15 protein-coding genes are annotated in these 19,293 nt (G+C 64.3%); 12 read left to right on the top strand and 3 right to left on the bottom strand.

The genetic code is table 11. The features are described from left to right. The first annotated feature begins 129 nt into the window (after positions 1–129). The 6 genes from ACFFUC_RS09395 (at position 130) to ACFFUC_RS09370 (ending at position 7,754) form a co-directional block, all read left to right on the top strand. The gene (locus ACFFUC_RS09395; RefSeq protein WP_377685648.1) at positions 130–1,392 is read left to right on the top strand and encodes an AI-2E family transporter; all 1,263 of its coding nucleotides are present in this window, start codon (positions 130–132) and stop codon (positions 1,390–1,392) included. Between the two features lie 457 nt (positions 1,393–1,849). Then, positions 1,850–2,539: a P-loop NTPase family protein gene (locus ACFFUC_RS09390; protein WP_377685646.1), complete on the top strand. Its 690-nt coding sequence runs from the start codon at positions 1,850–1,852 to the stop codon at positions 2,537–2,539. A gap of 29 nt (positions 2,540–2,568) precedes the next feature. Further along, positions 2,569–4,734, top strand: a complete 2,166-nt coding sequence (locus ACFFUC_RS09385) for an RNA degradosome polyphosphate kinase (protein ID WP_377685644.1) — start codon at positions 2,569–2,571, stop codon at positions 4,732–4,734. 46 nt (positions 4,735–4,780) lie between these two features. After that, positions 4,781–6,304, top strand: coding sequence for a Ppx/GppA family phosphatase (locus ACFFUC_RS09380; protein ID WP_377685642.1), 1,524 nt, complete (start codon positions 4,781–4,783; stop codon positions 6,302–6,304). Positions 6,305–6,372: 68 nt separating this feature from the next. Then, a complete protein-coding gene (locus tag ACFFUC_RS09375; protein WP_377685640.1) occupies positions 6,373–6,666 on the top strand; it encodes a zinc ribbon domain-containing protein YjdM in 294 nt (97 codons plus the stop codon). Between the two features lie 140 nt (positions 6,667–6,806). Beyond that, a complete protein-coding gene (locus tag ACFFUC_RS09370) occupies positions 6,807–7,754 on the top strand; it encodes an MYG1 family protein (RefSeq protein WP_377685744.1) in 948 nt (315 codons plus the stop codon). Positions 7,755–7,813: 59 nt separating this feature from the next. On the opposite strand, the gene ACFFUC_RS09365 is transcribed toward ACFFUC_RS09370, so the two are convergent. Next, positions 7,814–8,641, bottom strand: a complete 828-nt coding sequence (locus ACFFUC_RS09365; RefSeq protein ID WP_377685638.1) for a bifunctional allantoicase/(S)-ureidoglycine aminohydrolase — start codon at positions 8,639–8,641, stop codon at positions 7,814–7,816. A gap of 185 nt (positions 8,642–8,826) precedes the next feature. After that, entirely contained in the window at positions 8,827–10,233 is a 1,407-nt protein-coding gene (gene puuE, locus ACFFUC_RS09360) for an allantoinase PuuE (protein ID WP_377685636.1), read from the bottom strand. Between the two features lie 352 nt (positions 10,234–10,585). Between puuE and ACFFUC_RS09355 the strand changes: the two genes are divergently transcribed. The 4 genes from ACFFUC_RS09355 to ACFFUC_RS09340 all read left to right on the top strand — a co-directional run bounded on the left by ACFFUC_RS09355 (position 10,586) and on the right by ACFFUC_RS09340 (position 15,411). Further along, on the top strand, positions 10,586–11,512 hold the full coding sequence (locus ACFFUC_RS09355; RefSeq protein ID WP_377685634.1) for a sugar ABC transporter substrate-binding protein: 927 nt from the start codon (positions 10,586–10,588) through the stop codon (positions 11,510–11,512). Positions 11,513–11,612: 100 nt separating this feature from the next. Further along, positions 11,613–13,226 carry a sugar ABC transporter ATP-binding protein gene (locus tag ACFFUC_RS09350; RefSeq protein WP_377685632.1) on the top strand — a complete coding sequence of 538 codons (1,614 nt, stop codon included), beginning with the start codon at positions 11,613–11,615 and terminating at the stop codon, positions 13,224–13,226. After that, positions 13,216–14,235, top strand: a complete 1,020-nt coding sequence (locus ACFFUC_RS09345; protein ID WP_377685630.1) for an ABC transporter permease — start codon at positions 13,216–13,218, stop codon at positions 14,233–14,235. Before ACFFUC_RS09350 ends, ACFFUC_RS09345 begins: the two co-directional genes overlap by 11 nt. Before the next feature lie 84 nt (positions 14,236–14,319). Continuing rightward, the gene (locus ACFFUC_RS09340; RefSeq protein ID WP_377685628.1) at positions 14,320–15,411 is read left to right on the top strand and encodes a LacI family DNA-binding transcriptional regulator; all 1,092 of its coding nucleotides are present in this window, start codon (positions 14,320–14,322) and stop codon (positions 15,409–15,411) included. A 289-nt stretch (positions 15,412–15,700) separates the two neighbouring features. Here the strand turns inward: ACFFUC_RS09340 and ACFFUC_RS09335 are convergent, their stop codons facing one another. After that, positions 15,701–17,086 carry a condensation domain-containing protein gene (locus ACFFUC_RS09335; protein WP_377685627.1) on the bottom strand — a complete coding sequence of 462 codons (1,386 nt, stop codon included), beginning with the start codon at positions 17,084–17,086 and terminating at the stop codon, positions 15,701–15,703. A 232-nt stretch (positions 17,087–17,318) separates the two neighbouring features. Between ACFFUC_RS09335 and ACFFUC_RS09330 the strand changes: the two genes are divergently transcribed. Beyond that, on the top strand, positions 17,319–18,971 hold the full coding sequence (locus ACFFUC_RS09330) for a (2,3-dihydroxybenzoyl)adenylate synthase (RefSeq protein ID WP_377685625.1): 1,653 nt from the start codon (positions 17,319–17,321) through the stop codon (positions 18,969–18,971). Then, complete coding sequence (locus tag ACFFUC_RS09325) at positions 18,968–19,258, top strand: phosphopantetheine-binding protein (protein ID WP_377685624.1); 291 nt, start codon at positions 18,968–18,970, stop codon at positions 19,256–19,258. Before ACFFUC_RS09330 ends, ACFFUC_RS09325 begins: the two co-directional genes overlap by 4 nt. The last annotated feature ends 35 nt before the right edge of the window (positions 19,259–19,293 follow it).

Below are 19,293 nucleotides of genomic sequence, written 5' to 3'. Positions count from 1 at the left end.
CCGACCGCGCGCCCGTTGCGGCAGGTTCCCGCGGGCCTCCCCCCTGCGGCGCGCGCCCGCGTCAACGGCCTTGCTTGCATAGAGCCCCCCTTGGCCCCACATTCGCGCCAATCAAATCGGAGAACGACCATGCGCCTGCCGGCACATAAACAATCCTGGTATTGGGGCGGGGGGCTGATCGTCCTGCTTTTGGTGCTTTGGGGGCTCGGCAATGCCGTCATGCCCTTCCTGATCGGGGCGGGGGTGGCCTATCTTCTCGATCCGGTGGCCGATTGGCTGGAACGCAAGGGGCTGTCGCGCACCCTGTCGGTCGTGGTGATCACGCTTTGCGTGGTGATGCTTTTCGTGGTCGTCGTGCTGGTCTTCATGCCCGTCCTGATCCGCCAGACCACACAGTTGATCCAGACCGCGCCCGAGATGGTGACCAAGCTTCAGGTCTTTCTGGTCAACCGCTTCCCTGATCTGATGGTCGAAGGCGGGCCGGTCAGCGCCGCGCTTGCCCGTGTCGGTACCACGATCAGCGAGAGGGGGGGCGAGCTTTTGGGCACGGTTCTCGGCTCGGTCATGGGGATCGTGAGCTTTGTCGCCTTGTTCGTCATCGTGCCGGTCGTGGCCTTCTACCTGCTGCTCGACTGGGACAATATGGTTGCGCGCCTCGACGAGTTGCTGCCGCGCGAAGGCGCGCCGACCATCCGCAAGCTGGCCCATGACATCGACGATGTGCTCTCGGGTTTCATGCGCGGGCAGGGGTTGGTGATCCTGATCCTCGGCACGTTTTATTCGATCTCGCTGGCTGTGGTCGGTTTGCCCTTCGGCATCGCGATCGGCGTTCTGGCGGCGACCTTGTCCTTCATTCCCTATGTCGGTGTCGTGGTCGGCGGGGCGACGGCCATCGGGGTCGCGCTGTTTTCCTTTTGGGGGCAGCCTTTCTCGATCGGTGCGGTGGTCGCGGTTTTCGCGATCGGCCAGATCGTCGAGGGCAACTACCTCCAGCCCAAGATTGTCGGCGGGCATGTCGGCCTGCATCCGGTCTGGCTGATGCTGGCCTTGTCGGTTTTCGGCACGCTTTTCGGCTTTGTCGGCCTTTTGGTCGCGGTGCCCCTGTCGGCGGCGCTTGGCGTTCTCGTGCGCTTTGCGGCGGCGCGCTACAAGGAGAGCGCGCTTTATACCGGACAAGAGATCCCGCCCCAGCCCGCGCCGCCGACCCTGGTCGAGATCGTTCCGGCCGGTACTGCCGAGCAAAAGCGCAATCTGGCGCTGGTCTCGCGCGAGATGGCGATTGCCGCGATCAAGCGCGAGGAGCTCGAGGAAGAGCTGCGCCGCCGCCGCGAAATCGAGGCGAAAGCCCAGGAAAAGGCCGAAAAGCTCGAGCGCAAGACGGCTTTGGACTAACTGCACGATAAAGAAACACGGGCCGGAGCATCCTCCGGCCCGTATGATTTTGGCGGCAAGTGGTTGCAAAGCTTGGCGCGTCGGAGAGAATGGGGCCAAATCCGCGCCCCGTATCGGCGCGCGGCGAAGGTGCAGACGGCCCTTGGGGGCCAAAGACAGGGTAATGACGACGCAGGAACAGGGCCGCAAAGCGCTTGGGGACGGACGATGCGGATAGGCGCCGCAGCGCGGGCCGCCACAACCAACAGCAAGATCAGGGAGCAGGGATGATCGGTGAGGGCATGATGGAGCTTGCGGGCGCGGTCTGGACGCGCGGGGCAGAAATGCCGGTCCCCCAGCGCGGCAATGCCCCGTCGATTGCCCGAAATTTGCTCGTGTCCGGCTGCTCCGCCTCCGTGACCCGCATGCCCGCCGGATTTGCGGCATCCCTCCGCAAAGCGGCAAGGGGCTGAGCCGCGTGTCGAGACAGCTGACGTTCGATCTTGCCGGACCACCCGCCTCGTCGCGCTCGGATTTTCTGGTGACGGCGGCCAATCGCGATGCTCTGGCCATGCTTGACCGCCCCGAGCTCTGGCCGCAGGGCAGGTTGTTGCTTTTGGGCGGGCCGGGGACGGGAAAATCCCACATCGCGCGGTTCTGGGCGGGCGAGAACGGCGCCTTGCGCCAGCAGGCGGCGGCTTTGCGCATCGATGCGCTTGATGATCTCGTGCCCCATGACGGCGCGCTGGTAATCGAGGATGCCCATCGCATCGGCCTAGCCGCCGGAGCCGAACAGGCGATGTTCCATCTGTGGAACCTCAGCGTCGAGCGCGATTGCCTGCTGCTTTTGACCGCGCAATCGCCGCCGCGCGATTGGGGGATCACGCTGCCCGATCTCGCCTCGCGGATGGAGGCTTTGACCAAGGTCGAACTCGGCCCCCCCGATCAGGCGCTTTTGCCGGCGGTTCTGGTCAAGCTCTTTGCCGACCGCCAGATTTCCGTCTCGCCCGAGGTGATCGATTTCCTCTCGCTGCGCATGGACCGCGATCTCGATCTTGCCCGCAGGCTGGTCACGGCGATCGATACGGCGGCAATGGCGGATCATCGCGCAATAACACGCAGATTGGCCGCCGAATGGCTGGACAAGCTCTTTGAACCGGACGCATGATCCCCACGCAACATTTGTTATCGATTGCCATGACACAAGCCAATTTTCTGACCTCGCCCATCCCCGCGCCGCGCAGCTATCCGGACGGGACGCCCGAAGGCCCCGCGCGCTTTTTCAATCGGGAGGTCAGCTGGCTGAGCTTCAACTGGCGCGTGCTCGACGAGGCGCGCAATCCGCGTGTGCCTTTGCTCGAACGACTGCGTTTCCTGTCGATTTCGGCGACGAACCTCGACGAATTCTATACGGTCCGCGTGGCGGGCCTGCGCGAATTGGTGCGCGAGGGTCATGGCACGCCTTCGGATGACGGGCTGACTCCGGCCGAGCAGCTCGCTTTGGTCAATACCAATGCGCGCCGCCTGATGGCCGCGCAACAGGCGGTCTGGACCGGCGTTCGCCGCGAGATGGAGCAGGCCGACATCACCATCCTGTCGCGTTCGCGCGTGACGCGCGCCGAAGAAGCCTATCTGCGGCGCTATTTCGTCGAGGATGTCTTTCCGATCCTCTCGCCTCTGGCGATCGACCCCGCCCATCCTTTTCCCTTCATCCCCAACCTCGGCTTCTGCCTTGCGCTGGAGCTTGCGGCGGAAAGCGACGGGCGGCAGATGCAGGCTCTGCTTCCGGTGCCCCAGCAGATCGAGCGCTTCATCCCGCTGCCCGGCGGCACGCGCTTCCTGCGGCTCGAAGACCTGCTTCTGATGCATCTGCGCAGCCTTTTTCCTGGCTATCGCGACACCGGATACTGCGCCTTCCGCGTGCTCAGGGACAGCGATCTCGAGGTCGAGGAGGAGGCCGAGGATCTGGTGCGCGAATTCGAAAGCGCGCTCAAGCGGCGCCGTCGCGGCTCGGTCATCCGGCTCAAGATCACGGCGGGCGCGCCGGACCGTTTGCGCCGGCTGATCATGGAAAAGCTCGAGGTGAAATCCGAAGAGGTGGTCGAGGTCGAAGGCCTTTTGGGCATGGCCGATCTCGGCGCGCTGGTGCTCGACAACCGGCGCGACCTGCAATGGCCGAGCTTTACCCCGCGCGTGCCCGAACGCGTGCAGGATCACGACGGCGACATGTTCGCGGCGATCCGGCAAAAGGACATGCTGCTCCATCACCCCTACGAGACTTTCGACATGGTGGTGCGCTTTTTGCAGCAGGCGGCGCATGATCCCAATGTGCTGGCGATCAAACAGACGCTCTACCGCACCTCCTACGACAGCCCGATCGTGGATGCGCTTTGCGCCGCGGCCGAGACCGGCAAGACCGTCACCGCTTTGGTCGAGCTGAAAGCGCGGTTCGACGAGGCCGCCAATATCCGCCAGTCGCGCCGGCTTGAGCGTTCCGGCGCGCATGTTGTCTATGGTTTCACCCAGTACAAGACCCATGCCAAGATCTCGACCGTGGTGCGGCGCGAGAACGGCCAGCTGGTGACCTATACCCATTTCGGAACCGGCAACTACCACCCGATCACCGCGCGGATCTACACCGATCTTTCGCTGTTCACCTGCGATCCGGCGCTGGGGCGCGATGCCTCGAAGGTCTTCAACTTCCTCACCGGCTATGTCCAGCCGAGCGAGCTGGAGAACCTCGCGATCTCGCCCCTCAACCTCAAGGACCGGCTGATCGAGCTGATCGGGCGCGAGGTCGAATTCGCGCGGCAGGGGCGGCCTGCCGAGATCTGGGCCAAGATGAACAGCCTGATCGAAAAGGATATTATCGAGGCGCTCGATGCCGCGAGCCAGGCGGGCGTAAAGATCAACCTCGTGGTGCGCGGCATCTGCGGGCTTCGTCCGGGCATTCAGGGCCTGTCGGAAAACATCCGCGTGAAATCCATCGTCGGGCGCTTTCTCGAGCATTCGCGCATCGTCTGTTTCGGCAATGGTCAGGGCCTGCCGTCCAAACGCGCACGGGTCTTCATCAGCTCGGCCGACTGGATGGGCCGCAACCTCTCGCGGCGGGTGGAAACGCTGGTCGAATGCCTCAACGAGACGGTGAAAGCCCAGATCACTAGCCAGATCATGGCCGCCAATCTCGCCGACGAGGCGCAAAGCTGGATCCTGCAGCCCGATGGACGCTACGTCCGCCATCTGCCGGTCGGGCGCGACGATTTGTTCAGCTGTCACAAGTTCTTTATGGAAAATCCGTCTCTTTCGGGTCGGGGAAGTGCCGGTGCCAAGGACGTTCTGGCGTTGACGCATTCACCGGATTGAACCATCCAGCGCAAAGAGCGTTGTCAGCGACGAATCGGAGGGCCTCATGAGCGGCGTGGTGATCACAAGCGGCGAAACCATCGAGCCCTTCGGGAGCAGCGTCTTCGAGCGTTCGCTCAGCCGTGTCGGCGTGGTCGATGTCGGATCGAACTCGATCCGCATGGTTGTCTTCGACGGCGCGGCGCGCAGCCCCGCCTATTTCTACAACGAGAAAGTCATGGCGGGCCTTGGTCAGGGGCTGGTCACGACCGGCCATCTCAACCCCAAAGGGGTCGAACGCGCCATGGCCGCGCTCAAGCGCTTTTCGGTTCTGGCCGACGGCATGGGGATCAAACCCCTGATCTGCGTCGCGACCGCCGCCGTGCGCGAGGCCAAGGACGGCCGCGCTTTCCGCAAGGCGGTCGAGGCGGAGACCGGCCTCAAGCTTCTGGTGATCGAGGGCGAGGAAGAGGCGCGGCTTTCGGCGCAGGGGGTTTTGCTCGGCTGGCCAGATGCGCGCGGTCTCGTCTGCGATATCGGCGGCAACTCTCTCGAACTTGCGGTCGTCGAAAACGGCAAGGTCGGGCGGCGCGAAACCTCGCCGCTCGGGCCCTTCCGTCTCCAGCAGATCGAGGGCGGCAAGGCCGGTCTGCGCGAACATATCAAGTCGGTGATGGACGGGCTGGTCGAAAAGATCGGCGCCGATCACGAGCAGATCTATCTGGTCGGCGGCTCGTGGCGTGCGATTGCGCGCCTCGATATGGAGCGCGCCAATTATCCGATGACGGTTCTGCACGAATACCGCATGAGCCCCGATGCGGCGCTCGAGACCGTGAAATGGATCGGCGAGAACGATCTGATGGCGCTCAAGGCCCAGACCGGCATTTCCACGAGCCGGATCGAGCTGGTGCCGCTGGCCAGTCAGGTCCTGCGCCAGCTGGTTCTGAGCTTCCAGCCGAAATCACTGGCGATTTCCTCTTACGGGATCCGCGAGGGGCTGCTTTACGAAAAGATGCCCGCGAGCCTGCGCAAACGCGATCCTTTGATCGAGGCCGCGCGTTTCACCGAACGCCAGATGGCGCGGATGCCGGGCTTCGGCAAGAAGCTCTACCAGTTCCTGCTGCCGATTTTCGCCAATGAACCACCCGAGCAGGACCGCCTGATCCGCGCGGCCTGTCTGCTCCACGACACGGCATGGCGCACCCATCCCGATTACCGCGCCGACGCCTGTTTCGACAATGTGACGCGCGCCAATATGGCCGCGCTTTCGCATCCCGAGCGGGTCTTTCTCGGGTTGGCTTTGCTGCACCGCTACCGCAACAGCCGCGCCGCTTCGCCGATGGCGGCGCTGTTTACCTTGCTCAACGAGACCGAATTGACCAAGGCCGAAATCCTCGGCAAGGCGATGCGGTTCGGCGCGATGTTTTCGGTCCGCGATCCGGGCGAGGCGGGGGCGCTGAAATATTTCCCCGAAGAAAAGCGGCTCGAGCTGCATCTGACCAAAACAGGCCGCGCGCTCATGGGCGAGGTTGCCGAGGCGCGGCTGCGCTCGCTCGCCTCCTCGCTGGGTGCGGAAGTCGCGATTTTCTAGGCTGCGCTTGACCTTTGGTTCCGCGTCGGGGATGGGTCTCGTTCCATCAGCATCGACAGGGGGGCGATATGGCCGCAGATGAAGAATATGTCTATGACGAGGCCAGCGGCGAATGGCTTCCGGCTTCCGAGATCGCTGCGCGCTCGGAGGTCGTGGTGCGCGATGCGGCGGGCAATGTGCTGGCGGATGGCGACAGCGTGGTGCTGGTCAAGGACCTCAAGGTCAAGGGCACCAGCACGGTTCTCAAACAGGGCACCGTGATCCGCACGATCCGCCTGACCGCCAATCCCGAAGAAATCGACTGCCGCCACGACAGCATTCGCGGCCTCGTGCTGCGCACCGAATTCGTGCGCAAACGCTAAAGGGCGGGGGCGGGCGTGCCCGCACGCAGCGCGCCTGCGCCGATTGCCAAAAGCGGTCAATCGGCGTAGGGCAGGCGGGCTTTGCCGGCCCTGCGGGCGCGCGCGACGATTTCCAGACGAACCGATCCAAGGACACCATGATGCAGCCCAGCTATCTCGTCACCCATTCCGGCGGCTTTCACGCCGACGAGCTGCTCTCGAGCGTGATCCTCACGCGGCTGTTTCCAGAGGCCGAGCTGGTGCGCAGCCGCGCGCCCGAATGGATCACGCCGGCCAAAGACCGCATCATCTATGACGTCGGCGGGGCCTATGATCCCGAGGCGCGGATCTTCGACCACCACCAGCGCGGCGCACCTTTGCGCGACGACGGGCAGCCGCTCAGCTCTTTCGGGCTGGTCTGGCGCCATTTCGGCCGCGATTATCTTGCCGGTTTCGGCATTGCCGAGGCCAATATCGACGCGATCCACAGTTCGTTCGACACGGGTTTCGTTCTGCCGCTCGATCTGGTCGACAACGGCGCGCTCAGCCCTTCGGCCGCGGGGCCGCAATTGGCGGGGATGGTTCTGCCGAGCCTCCTAGAGACGCTGAAACCGGTTTTCGACAATACCGACCCCGAGGCCGAAACCGAGGCCTTCCATCTCGCGCTCGGCATCGCCCGCGCGTTTGTCGAGGCCCGCATCAACCGCAGCGCCGCGAAATTGCGTGCCGAGGCGATGGTGATGGCCTCGATCGAACAGGCGGGCGAGGGCCGCGTGCTGGAACTGCCGATGGGCATGCCTTTCCGTCCGACCGTGGTCAAAGCGGGCGCGGACCATCTGTGGTTCGTGATCAACCCGCGCGGCAAGGATTGGAGCATCGGGGGCATCCGCAAATCCGAGGAGGGCTTCGCCCTGCGCGCCGATCTGCCTGCCGCTTGGGCCGGTCTGACCAACGAGGCGCTGGAACAAGCTTCGGGCGTCAAAGGCGCGCTATTCTGCCATAACGGCCGCTTCATCGCGGCAGCCGCAACCCGCGAGGCCGCACTGGCCATGGCCGAAATCGCCGTGCGCGAGGCCGAGGCCGAGCGTGAGGCCGAACAGGCGGTCTAAACACGCTGCGGGCCGACGGCATTCGGGAATGAAAAAAAGGGGGCCGAGGCCCCCTTTTCTTACAGCATTTTCGCGTGACGGTTGACGTCTTTATAGAGCAGGTAGCGGAAGTTCGACGGGCCACCGGCATAGGCGCATTGCGGGCAGAACGCACGCAGCCACATGAAGTCGCCCGGGCCGACTTCGACCCAATCCTGATTGAGACGGTAAACCGCTTTGCCCTCGATCACGAACAGCCCGTGTTCCATGACATGGGTTTCGGCAAAGGGGATCGAGCCGCCCGGTTTCAGCGTCACGATGGTGATGTGCATGTCGTGACGGATGTCGGTCGGATCCATGAAACGGGTCGTCGCCCATGCGCCGTTGGTGTCGGGCATGGCGATCGGTTCGATGTCGTTTTCATTGGCGATGATGACATCGGGCTTGTCGAGGCCTTCGACCGGCTCCCAACGCTTGCGCCACCAATGGAAGCGCGACAGATCCGATGCGTTCTTGACCGACCATGCGGTGCCGGCCGGAATATAGGCGAAGCCGCCGGCGGTCAGCACATGGGCCTTGCCGTCGATGGTGACCTCGATCGAGCCGTCGGTGCAAAACAGCGAAGCCTGCACGGTCGGATCGGTTTCGGGGCGGTCGGAGCCCGCATCGCCGTTCAGCTCGACGATATACTGGCTGAAGGTTTCCGCGAAACCCGAGAGCGGGCGGGCGATGACCCACATGCGCATGTTCTTCCAGCCGGGCAGGAAGCTCGTGACGATATCGCGCATCGTCGCTGCCGGAATGACGGCATAAGCATCGGTGAAAACGGCGGTGTCGACCGAGAGGTCGGACTGGGGCGGAAGGCCGGCAAAAGGACCAGCGTAGCTGTTCTTCTTGGCGTTGGACATGGTGTCTCCTGAGATCCGGAGCATCGTGCTCCGGCATAGTTAAGGCAAATCGTTGGCTGGCCGTCGGGGCTTGCGCCCGGGGCTCTGCTCGGCTGGTCAGGCGGGGTGCACGCTCGAGGCACCGCGCATGACCGGAAGTTCTGGGGCGGTTGGCGGCCCGGCCTTGCGGGGGGCCGTTTCGCGCCTTAGCCCAGCACCTGCTGGAGGCGCAGCTCGCCGATGCGGCTGACCTGACGCTCGGCCTCGCGGCGCTCGGTCGCGGTGTCGTTGTCGATGCGGTTCTGCATCGCTTCCATGATGCCGGCTTTGTCGTAGTCGCGGACCGCGATGATGAAGGGGAAGCCGTGGCGCGCGACGTAGTCGGTATTGAGCCGGTTGAAGGTCGCGCGCTCGTCGTCGGTCAAGGCATCCAGACCCGCGCTCGCCTGTTCGGCGGTGCTTTCGGCGGTCAGCGCCTTTGCCGCGGCCAGTTTGCCGGCAAGATCGGGGTGCGCGTTCAGAACGCCCAGACGCTCTTCGTCGGAGGAGGCGCGGAAGATCTGCGCCATGCGGCGGGCAAGACCCAGCGCGGTATCATGGACCGCACCCATTTCACCGTCCCAGACGCGCTCGGCGATGAAGGGCGAATGTTCGTAGATCGAACCGAACTTGGCCACGAAGGTCTCGCGGTCCATTTCGGACGGACGCTCGGTCGCCTCATAGGGATGGACCTGCGCCCAGTGGCGCGCGATGTCGAGACGCGATGCGAACCAGACATTGGCATGCGAGCGGGCGTATTCGATGAATTTCTGCACCGCGATCGCACGACCCGGACGGCCCGCCAGACGGCAGTGCAGACCGATCGACATCATCTTGGGCGCGCCGGCCTCGCCTTCGGCGTAAAGCACGTCGAAGCTGGCCTTGAGGTAGTCGAGGAATTCCTCGCCGGTGCCGAAGCCCTGACCGCTCGAGAAACGCATGTCGTTGGCGTCCATCGTATAGGGCACCATCAGCTGCGGCTTGCCGTTGTGGACATGCCAATAGGGCAGGTCGTCGGCGATCGTATCTGCGAGATAGGCGAAGCCGCCTTCTTCACAGCCGAGCGCGACCGTATTCATCGAGGTGCGGCCCTGATAGAAACCATAGGGGCGCTCGCCGGTGATCTCGGTGTGGAGCTTGATCGCTTTGGCGATATGGTCTTCTTCGACCTCGCGCGGCACGTCGCGGTAGTCGATCCACTTCAGGCCGTGGGTCGCGATCTCCCAGCCGGCTTTCTGCATCGCCGCCACCTGTTCGGGGCTGCGCTCGAGCGCGGTTGCGACGCCGTAGACGGTGACCGGAATGTCTTTCATCATGCGGTAGAGACGCCAGAAGCCCGCGCGCGCACCGTAATCGTAGATCGATTCCATGTTCCAGTGACGCTTGCCCGGCCAGGGCTGCGCGCCGATGATTTCGGACAGGAAGGCCTCGGAGGCCGCGTCACCATGCTCGATGCTGTTCTCGCCGCCTTCTTCGTAGTTCACGACGATCTGGACCGCGATTTTCGCATTGCCCGGCCATTTCGGATCGGGGGCGTTTTCTCCATAGCCATTCAAATCGCGGCTGTAGCGCATGGTGGGAATCCTCTTTGGAAATTGGCCGGAACTCGGGCCATTATGAGCAGGAACCACTTCGCGGCCCTTGGGGCAAGTGCCGATATGTGAATTCTGTTTCAATAATTCGCATAAAGTACAGCCGTTCATCCGCGAAAACAACCGCCTCGCAAATCCGGCCCTGTCGGGGCTTTCGCCGCGCCTTCGGCACCGCCTTTCGCGGGCCGATTTCGGGCTGCGGCTTGGCTGTTTGGACAGAGGCGGGATGTCGGTTGCGGGGAATCATAGACAAAAGGGTTTAAATCTGCGTGAAATCGGACATGGAACCGGTTCCACAGAGGATCGAACCGCCCAAACCATGGAGGAGAGAGAAATGATCAAGACGATGACCACTGTTGCCGTGGCGCTGATGACGACTGTTGTTGCTCTGCCGGCGCTGGCGGATGCGGAACGTCCTCAGGTCTGTCTGGTGATGAAATCGCTGTCGAACGAGTTCTTCAAAGACATGAGTGTCGGCGCCGAGGAATATGCAGCCAAGCGCGCGGATTTCGACCTCAAGATGGTCGGGATGCAGTCCGAGACGGACTTTGACGCGCAGGTCAATGCGATGGACACCTGCATCGTCGAGCAGAAAGACATCATCGTTCTGGCCCCCGCCGATAGCCGCGCCATGGTCGGCCCCGCGAAACGTGCGGTGGACGCCGGCATCACCGTCGTGAACTTCGACGTGCCGCTGGACGAGGAGGCCAAGGCGCAGGCGGGTCTCAAACTGGCCTTCGTCGGTCCCGACAATGCCGCGGGCGCGAAAATGGCGGGCGACAAGCTGGCCGAGGTTTTGGGCAAGGGCGCGAAAGTGGTCATCATCGAGGGCAACCCCGGTGCCGACAACGCCAAACAGCGCAAGGTGGGCTTTGACGCGGCAATTGCCGAACACGGGCTCGAACTGCTGGATTCGCGCACCGCGCATTGGGAAACCGAAGAGGCCAATACCGTTTTCACCACCATGCTCACCGCCCATCCCGATGTTCAGGGCGTGATGGCCGCGAACGATTCGATGGCGCTCGGCGTGGTCAAGGCGATCGAGGCCGCGGGTCTGACCGGCAAGATCCAGGTCGTGGGCTTCGACAATATCCCCGCGATCCGCCCGATGGTCGAAGACGGCCGCGTATTGGCCACCGTCGACCAGTTCGGCCGCGACATGGCTGCCGATGCGATCAACCGCGGAATCGAATCCTTCCGCTCGGGCACGCCGCTCGAAGGTTGGGTCACGACCGAGATCAAGCTCGTGACCAAGAACTGAGTCCAGCGGGAAAAGCCGGCGCGGGGAGGACGCCTGTCCGTCCCGCGCCAACCGGACAGCCAGCCGGACACGTTTCCGGACATCATTGCGGGATTGCGATATGACCCCAGCCCCATCCGGCCGAAATCGGGCAGGCCCCACCCCGACAGCAAGCGCGCCATCCACGCCGCACGATCCGCCAGAGGGGCGGAGCCTGCGGCTCGCGACCAGCCTGATCTCCAAATCCTATGGCGGCGTGCCGGCATTGCAGGAGATCTCGGTCGATTTCGCGGCCGGAGAGATCCATGCGATCGTCGGCGAGAACGGGGCCGGAAAATCGACCTTCATCAAGATCCTCAGCGGCATCATCCAGCCCGACGGCGGGACGATGACGCTTGACGGTGCGGCCTATGCGCCTGCCTCGCCCTCGGAGGCGATGGCGCGGGGCATTCGTGTCGTCCATCAGGAATTCAGCCTTCTGCCCTCGCTCAGCATCGCCGAGAACCTGTTGTTCGAGCGCCTGCCGCGCCGCTTCGGCATCTTTGTCGATACGCCGGTCCTAATGCGACGCGCGCAGGAGCTTCTGGCGCTGGTCGGGCTCGAGGGGCTTGATCCGCGCCTTCCGGTCGGCACGCTCGGCGTCGCCCAGCAGCAATTGATCGAGATCGCCCGCGCGCTTGCGGATGATGCGCGCGTTCTGATCCTCGACGAGCCGACCGCGACCCTGACCCCGCGCGAAAGCGGCCGCCTTTTCGAGATCGTCCACCGTCTCAAGGCGCAGGGCACGACCGTTCTTTTCATTTCGCACCACCTCGAAGAGGTCTTCGCCCATTGCGACCGCGTGACCGTCTTCCGAAACGGCCGGATGATCGTCACGCAGGAGACAGGGGCCGTTTCCGCGGATGGTCTGGTCCAGCAGATGGTCGGCCGCGAATTGCGTCAGGAGCGTCTTGCCCGTCCGGCCCGCGCCGGAGGTAGACCCGCGCTGGAGATCGACGGCTTCCAGACCGCACTCAATGCGGCGCGGCCGGATATTTCGCTGACCCTGCGCGCGGGAGAGATCCTCGGGATCGCGGGGCTGGTCGGCGCGGGCCGCAGCGAGCTCTTGCGCGCGATTTTCGGCGCCGATCTGCCGGCACGCGGTCTCGTGCTGCGTGACGGGCGTCCGGTGACGGTCGCAAGCCCGCGCGACGCGATTGCGGCGGGGATCAGCCTCGTGACCGAAAACCGCAAGGAAGAGGGGCTGGTCCTGCCGATGTCGTTGACCGTGAACGGCTCGCTTGCGACGGTGCACGAGCATTCGCGCGCGGGCTTTCTCGATCGTGGCGCGGAGAACCGCACGGTTTCCGCCATGTTGCGCTCGCTCGATATTCGCGCGGCCGGTTTCGATCTGCCGGTCGCGAGCCTTTCGGGCGGCAATCAGCAAAAGGTCGTTCTGGCGAAGTGGCTTTTGCGCAAACCCGGCGTTTTGATGCTCGACGAGCCGACACGCGGCATCGATGTCGGGGCCAAGGCCGAAATCTACGCGCTTCTGGGCAAGCTGGCAGAGGAGGGCGTCGCCATTCTGGTCGTCTCCTCGGACATTCCCGAGCTGCTGACCCTCGCGGATCGCGTCGAGGTCATGTCGCGCGGCGTGATCGCGGGCAGCCTCGAGGGCGAGGCCATGACCGAAGAGGCGATCCTCCAGCTCGCCTATAGCGAATATCTCAAAGAGCAGGTTTCCCATGAGCACTGACACCACTGCCGCGGCGAAGGGCCGCCCGAATGTTCCGCGCAGCGCCTTTTGGGGCGGGCTTTTGCGCAATGCCGGTATCGGGGTGGCGCTGGTCTTGCTGATCATCGTCTTCAGCCTGACGACCAAGACCTTCCTCACCCAGATCAACCTGTCCAACATCATGGTCCAGATCACGCTGAACGTCATTCTGGCGGCAGGCATGACCTTCGTGATCCTGATCGGCGGGATCGACCTGTCGGTGGGTTCGGTCATGGCGCTGGCGGCGGTGATCGCGGCGACTTTCATGTCGAACCCCGATCTGCCCTCATGGCTGGCGATCACGCTGACGATCCTTGTCGCCTGCGGGGTGGGGACCTTCTGCGGCATCATCAACGGGCTGATCTCGGCCTGGTGGTCGATCCCCTCCTTCATCGTGACGCTGGGCATGCTGAACATGGCGCGCGGCTCCGCGCTGCAGTTCACCCAATCGAATACGGTCTATATCTCGAACCCCGCTTTCACGAGCTTCGGCACGGCCAGCATTGCGGGCGTTCCCCTTTTGTTCATTGTTGCGCTGATTGTCGTCGGGCTAGGCTGGGTCGTGCTCACGCGCACGGTTTTCGGCCGCATGCTCTATGCGATCGGCAACAACGAAGAGGCCGTGCGTCTGGCCGGACATAATACGCTGGTCTACAAGACCGCCGCCTTCGGGATCTGCGGCTTTGCGGTCGGGATTGCCGCGGTGATGTATATGGCGCGCCTGACCAGCGCTTCGCCGATCATGGGCAACGGCTACGAGCTGAACGCGATCGCGGCGGTCATCATCGGTGGAACCAGCCTCAACGGCGGACGCGGTTCGATGATCGGGACCTTGCTCGGGGCTGCGGTAATCGGGGTGCTGGGCAACGGCCTCATCCTGATTGGTGCCAGCGATTTCGTGCGCCAGATCATTACCGGTGCGGTGATCATCCTCGCCGTGATCCTCGATGCGGTACAAAACCGCATTGCCCAACGCCGCGGCGCGCGCTGATTTGCGCATGCGGGGCGGAAGTGGCAGACAGGCCCGCGCAAAGGGGTGCCGCGGCGATGCGCCCGAGACCGGACGGGGGTAATGATGCAGGGCAGACACAAGGCGGCAGGGGCAACGGGACCGGAGCCCGCGCCGAAGGATCCGCTTGCCGCGCCCCGCAAGATCACCATCCGCGATGTCGCCAGAGAGGCGGGCGTCGGCGTGGGAACCGTCTCGCGGGTGCTCAACGATCATCCGGCGGTTTCGGCGCAGATGCGGGCCCGTATCCGTGCGGTCATGGCGCAGATGGATTACCGTCCCGACCAGATCGCGCAGGATCTCGGGCGGCGCTTCACCAAATGTCTGGGGGTCGTGGTCCCCGATCTGGCCAATCCGTTTTTCGCCGAGTTGGTGCAGGCTTTGGAGCAGGCGGCCCGTGCGGGGGGGTACAACCTCTTCCTGACCAATTCGACCGAGGATCCCCGCATCGAAGCGGCCTGTGTCGATTCCCTTTTCCGCCGCCGTATCGACGGGCTTTTCCTGATCCGTTGTCAGGCCGGCTCGGCTGATTATGCGGGTTATGACCTGCCCATCATCCATGTCGACCGTCTGGCCGCTCCGCAGACGGGGACGGGAGTCGAGATCGGCGCGGCATCCGATCATGCCGGAGGGATGGCGCTGGGCCTCGACCATCTGGTCAGCCTCGGACATCGCCGCATCGCCTTGCTGGCCGGCGAGCAAAGCCTGATGCCGGCGCGTTTGCGCCACGACAGCTATCTCGGGCTCATGGCGCCGCTTCTGGCACAAGAGGGGATCGCGGTTGCCGATTACATCGTGACCGGCCGTTTCGATCTGACCAGCGGGGAGCAGGGGCTCAAGCGTCTGATGGCGTTGCCCGAGACGATCCGTCCGACTGCCGTCGTCGCAAGCTCGGACCAACAGGCGATCGGTGCCTTGCGCGCGGCACAGGAATTGGCGCTTTCGGTTCCGCGCGATCTCTCGCTTATGGGTTTTGACGGGCTGCCGGTCGCGGCAATGATCACGCCGCGCCTGACCACGATCGAGCAACCGGTCGCAAAGATCGCCCAAGCGGCCTTTGCGCTTTTCGCCGGTCTTCCCGAGAGGACGGGCCCCCCTCAGGTGATCCTGCCCTGCCGCCTGCGTTCGGGTGAAACCACAGGACCGGTGCGCGGCTGAGCCGTTCTCCATGTCGCAATGCCGTGGCCGAGGCATGAGCGGAGGGCGGAGACGCCCAGCGCCGCCTTCTCCGCGCAGACCCGCCAGCCAAGTACCAAGGGCCGCATAAGGTCTTGCCCTGAAGGGGGAGCATGTGTGTACCTCCAAGCCTCCAAGCGGCCGTTGTGTCCTGATCGCCAAAGCGCTGGGCGGAGGGCAGATGTGCAGGGATGCTGGGAGGGCAGGGCCATGCCCACGCGCGAATGTGTCTTTCTGCGGCCGACTGCAGCGACCACTGCGCCGAGCGCCCTCAGCTCTTGAGCAAAGCAGCAAGCGGCAGGGACAGGCTCTTCTCCTGCAGGGCCGCCGCGAGAAAGGCGGGGAGGTCGCGGCAATGGGCCTCGAATTCGGCGAGCGGTGTCAAAGCTGGGTCGGCGTCGATGCGCAACTGCATGCCGCTCCCATTATGTTCGGCGCGGATGGTGATGTTGAACCCGTCATTCGGGCCGTTCGAAAGGACCTGCCTCTCTGCCGCGCAGCCGTCGAAGTGGGGGCGGTCGAAGGGCATGACATTGACCAGCGGCGAAAAGAAGAAGCGAGAGCCGAACCGGATGCCGCTGTCTTCGGCGATCTGCTCGATCCGGTAGCGGCCGTGGCGGCGAAGGGCGCGCAGCCCCGCAGCAGTCTCGGTCAAAAAGGTCCCGAACAGGCCGTCGCTGGGCGTGTGGACCGCCAGCGGCAGGATATTGACGACCAGCGCCGGAATGCGCGCGCTGACGCTGCCCATGCGGCTCATGAAGGGCAGCCAGACCGCCAGTCCCGCGTGTCCTGTTCCGGTATCCGGTCGCGGCAGATGGGTCAGCAGATAGGCCGAGGCAAGCGCCGTCATCAGATCCGCCCAGCCGAGTCCCGTGGCCTTGGTCAAAGCCGCAAGCCCCGCCCCGCTTTGCGGCAAGGTGAAGTCATGGCCATACCCCGCAAGCGCGTAATTTTCCTCGCCCTTGCGGATCAGGGGGAGCGGGGCGGTGCGAGCGAGTGCCCCGCGCCAGAAGGTCTTGGCAGCCTCGTGACGGGGCGAGGCGCGGTAGGCATCCTCCTCCGCGAGATAGGCCGTGAAGCGTGAGAAGGGGCGTCCTTCGGGGCCGGCCTGCGCGAAATGGGCGTAAAGCTCGGCGCAGCGCTGTTCGATCAGCCCCATGCTGTAGCCGTCGAGAATGATGTGGTGGCCGCGGTTGTACCATTGCCACAGGTCCGGCCCCAAACGGATCAGCCATTGCGAGGAGAGGGGATCGCGGCGCAGATCGATCGTGCGCGCCATATCCGCGTCGATCAGTTTGCGGGCCTCGGCCGCAGGATCGCCCGCATCCGAAAGATCGATCCGGCGCAGGGAAGGCGGCGGGGCGGCATCCCCGCTTTGGCGCGGGCTCTTGTCGCCTTCGCCGGTAAAGCGCAGGCGGAAGACATCGGTTTCGGCGATGACTTGGGTGATCGCACGCGCCAAGGCCTCGCCATCGACCGCAGCGTCTCCGGCCCCGCTCAGCGTGACGACATGGGCCACGGTCGAGACCGGCTCGTCGGGGTGGTGGCGGAACTCCTCCCAGAAGTCGAGCTGGGCAAGTGTCAGGGGCAGCAGGCGGGAGGGAGTGGCATCAGGCGCGGTGTCGGGCAGGGCAGGGCGCGGATCGATCTGGGTCATCGGGTCACCAAAATTGTGGCTGTTGCGGTCTGGCCTGCCGTGACCGGCCGCAATCGGGCGCGCTCTGGTGGGCGGAAACGGGCTTTGGCAGGCTGGAAACGGCCGCGCTTCGGCGCGGGGACTTGCGCCCGCCTTAATTGCTGATAGAAATACTAAACAATTTGAATTCGTCAATATAGCAAGCGGACCACGGTCAGCCAGCCCGGAATTTTTCCAAAGCAGGTGGACCGAGATGGTTGAATTTACTCCCTGGCCGGAGGCCTTTGCCGCCGAATACCGCGCGAAAGGATATTGGCTCGACCAGCCTCTGACGCGCGGCTTCGAAGCGCAGGTGGCGCAGACCCCCGAGGCCGTCGCGCTGATTTGCGGCCTGCGCAGCCTGACCTATGCCGAGGCAGACCGGCGGGCCTCGACCCTCGCGGCCAATCTGTCGCTTGCGGGGCTGGGCCACGGCGATACGGCGCTGGTGCAACTTCCCAATATCGCGGAATTCTATCTGGTTTTTCTGGCGCTTCTGAAAATCGGCGTGGTGCCGCTCAATGCTTTGTCGAACCATCGCGCGCTCGAAATCTCGGCCTATGCCGCGCAGATCAAGCCGCGTCTGGTGATCGGCGACCGCAGCCTCGAGCTTTTTGGCGACAACCGCTTTGTCGATGCTTTGCCCGGCAAGCCCCTTGCGCTCTTTCAGGGCGATGGCGCGGACGGCCCCGCGCGCGATCTCGGCCACTGGCTCGACCATGCGCGGGGACCCGCGCCGCAGTTTCGTCCGACACCGGCGGGAGAGGTCGCCTTTTTCCAGCTTTCGGGCGGCAGTACCGGCACGCCCAAGCTGATCCCGCGCACCCATAACGATTACGATTACAGTATCCGCGAAAGCGTGCGGATCTGCGGCTTCGACCGTGAAACCCGCTATCTGAGCGCGCTTCCCGCGCCGCATAATTTCGCCCTGAGCTCGCCCGGTGCTTTGGGCGTCTTCGATGCGGGCGGGACCGTCATCATGGCCGCGAACCCCGACCCCGCGCAGTGCTTTGATCTGATCGCGCGTCACGGGGTCAATACGGTGGCGCTGGTCCCGCCTGCGGTTGCACTTTGGCAAAAGGCCGCGCGCGATGATGCAGATGCGCGCGCCAAGATCGCTTCGCTTGATCTCATGCTGGTCGGAGGCGCGAATTTCGCCGAGGCGCAGGCGCGACTTGTCCCCGAGGTGCTCGGCTGCGCGCTCCGGCAGGTCTTCGGCATGGCCGAGGGGCTGGTGAATTATACGCGGGCGGGCGATCCCGATGCGGTCTGCTTTACCACTCAGGGCCGTCCGATCAGCCCCGATGACGAGATCCGCATTCTTGATCCTGAAAGCGGCGTGCCCGTCCCCGAAGGCGGGACGGGCATGCTCGCGGTGCGCGGTCCCTATACGTTTCGCGGCTACTATCGGGCCCCCGAGCAGAATGCCGCCGCTTTCGACACCGAAGGGTTTTACTATACCGGCGATCTGGTCAAACGCGTGCAGGGCGGCAATCTGCGCGTGGTCGGGCGGGTCAAGGACCAGATCAACCGCGGTGGCGAAAAGATCGCCGCCGAAGAGATCGAGGGACTTTTGCTGCGCCACCCCGCCATTCTCCATGCCGCGCTGATCGCGGTCGGCGATGCGCTTATGGGCGAGAAAAGCAGCGCGGTTGTCGTTTTGCGCGACGGAGAGGCGGTCAGGCCCTCGGGTTTGCGGCGCTATCTGCTCGAACTCGGCGTGGCCGAATACAAGATCCCCGACCGCTTCCGCTTCGTTGCCGCCATGCCGCTGACGGCGGTGGGCAAAATCGACAAGCAAAGCCTGCGCCGCGCCGAGGCGGATTTAGGGGGCCAAACCGTTGCACAGGGAGAGGTGACGATATGACCGGAATTGCGGAATCGGAACATTCAAAGAACATAGACACGCAGCTAGGCGCGGCGGGCGTGATCGACCGCGACTGGCTGGAAAGCCGCGTGGCGCGCATGGTGGATGACGACGAGGCGATTGATCCGGCTGAAAACCTGCTCTTTTACGGCGTGGATTCGATCGCCGTGATGGAGCTCGGCGCGGAGCTTTCGCGGGCGGGGATCACGGTCAGCTTTGCCGAACTGGCTGAAGTGCCGACGCTGGAGGCATGGTGGGCGCTCATCCGTGCGCGCCTTGCCGCCTGAGCGGCGCGGGAATGCGGCACGCGAAACGGGCGGGA

The organism is Paracoccus cavernae (assembly GCF_042430175.1).
GTDB lineage: Bacteria > Pseudomonadota > Alphaproteobacteria > Rhodobacterales > Rhodobacteraceae > Paracoccus > Paracoccus cavernae.
Note: the sequence above shows the minus strand (reverse complement) of the source record. Positions and strands in the feature narration are given on the sequence as shown.

Coding starts and splice junctions, on each gene's coding strand:
- ACFFUC_RS09375 (WP_377685640.1), top strand. CDS start 6,373: ATGGCCGCAGATGAAGAATATGTCTATGACGAGGCCAGCGGCGAATGG.
- ACFFUC_RS09325 (WP_377685624.1), top strand. CDS start 18,968: ATGACCGGAATTGCGGAATCGGAACATTCAAAGAACATAGACACGCAG.
- ACFFUC_RS09350 (WP_377685632.1), top strand. CDS start 11,613: ATGACCCCAGCCCCATCCGGCCGAAATCGGGCAGGCCCCACCCCGACA.
- ACFFUC_RS09355 (WP_377685634.1), top strand. CDS start 10,586: ATGATCAAGACGATGACCACTGTTGCCGTGGCGCTGATGACGACTGTT.
- ACFFUC_RS09370 (WP_377685744.1), top strand. CDS start 6,807: ATGCAGCCCAGCTATCTCGTCACCCATTCCGGCGGCTTTCACGCCGAC.
- ACFFUC_RS09345 (WP_377685630.1), top strand. CDS start 13,216: ATGAGCACTGACACCACTGCCGCGGCGAAGGGCCGCCCGAATGTTCCG.
- ACFFUC_RS09335 (WP_377685627.1), bottom strand. CDS start 17,086: ATGACCCAGATCGATCCGCGCCCTGCCCTGCCCGACACCGCGCCTGAT.
- ACFFUC_RS09365 (WP_377685638.1), bottom strand. CDS start 8,641: ATGTCCAACGCCAAGAAGAACAGCTACGCTGGTCCTTTTGCCGGCCTT.
- ACFFUC_RS09330 (WP_377685625.1), top strand. CDS start 17,319: ATGGTTGAATTTACTCCCTGGCCGGAGGCCTTTGCCGCCGAATACCGC.
- ACFFUC_RS09340 (WP_377685628.1), top strand. CDS start 14,320: ATGCAGGGCAGACACAAGGCGGCAGGGGCAACGGGACCGGAGCCCGCG.
- ACFFUC_RS09395 (WP_377685648.1), top strand. CDS start 130: ATGCGCCTGCCGGCACATAAACAATCCTGGTATTGGGGCGGGGGGCTG.
- ACFFUC_RS09380 (WP_377685642.1), top strand. CDS start 4,781: ATGAGCGGCGTGGTGATCACAAGCGGCGAAACCATCGAGCCCTTCGGG.
- ACFFUC_RS09385 (WP_377685644.1), top strand. CDS start 2,569: ATGACACAAGCCAATTTTCTGACCTCGCCCATCCCCGCGCCGCGCAGC.
- puuE (WP_377685636.1), bottom strand. CDS start 10,233: ATGCGCTACAGCCGCGATTTGAATGGCTATGGAGAAAACGCCCCCGAT.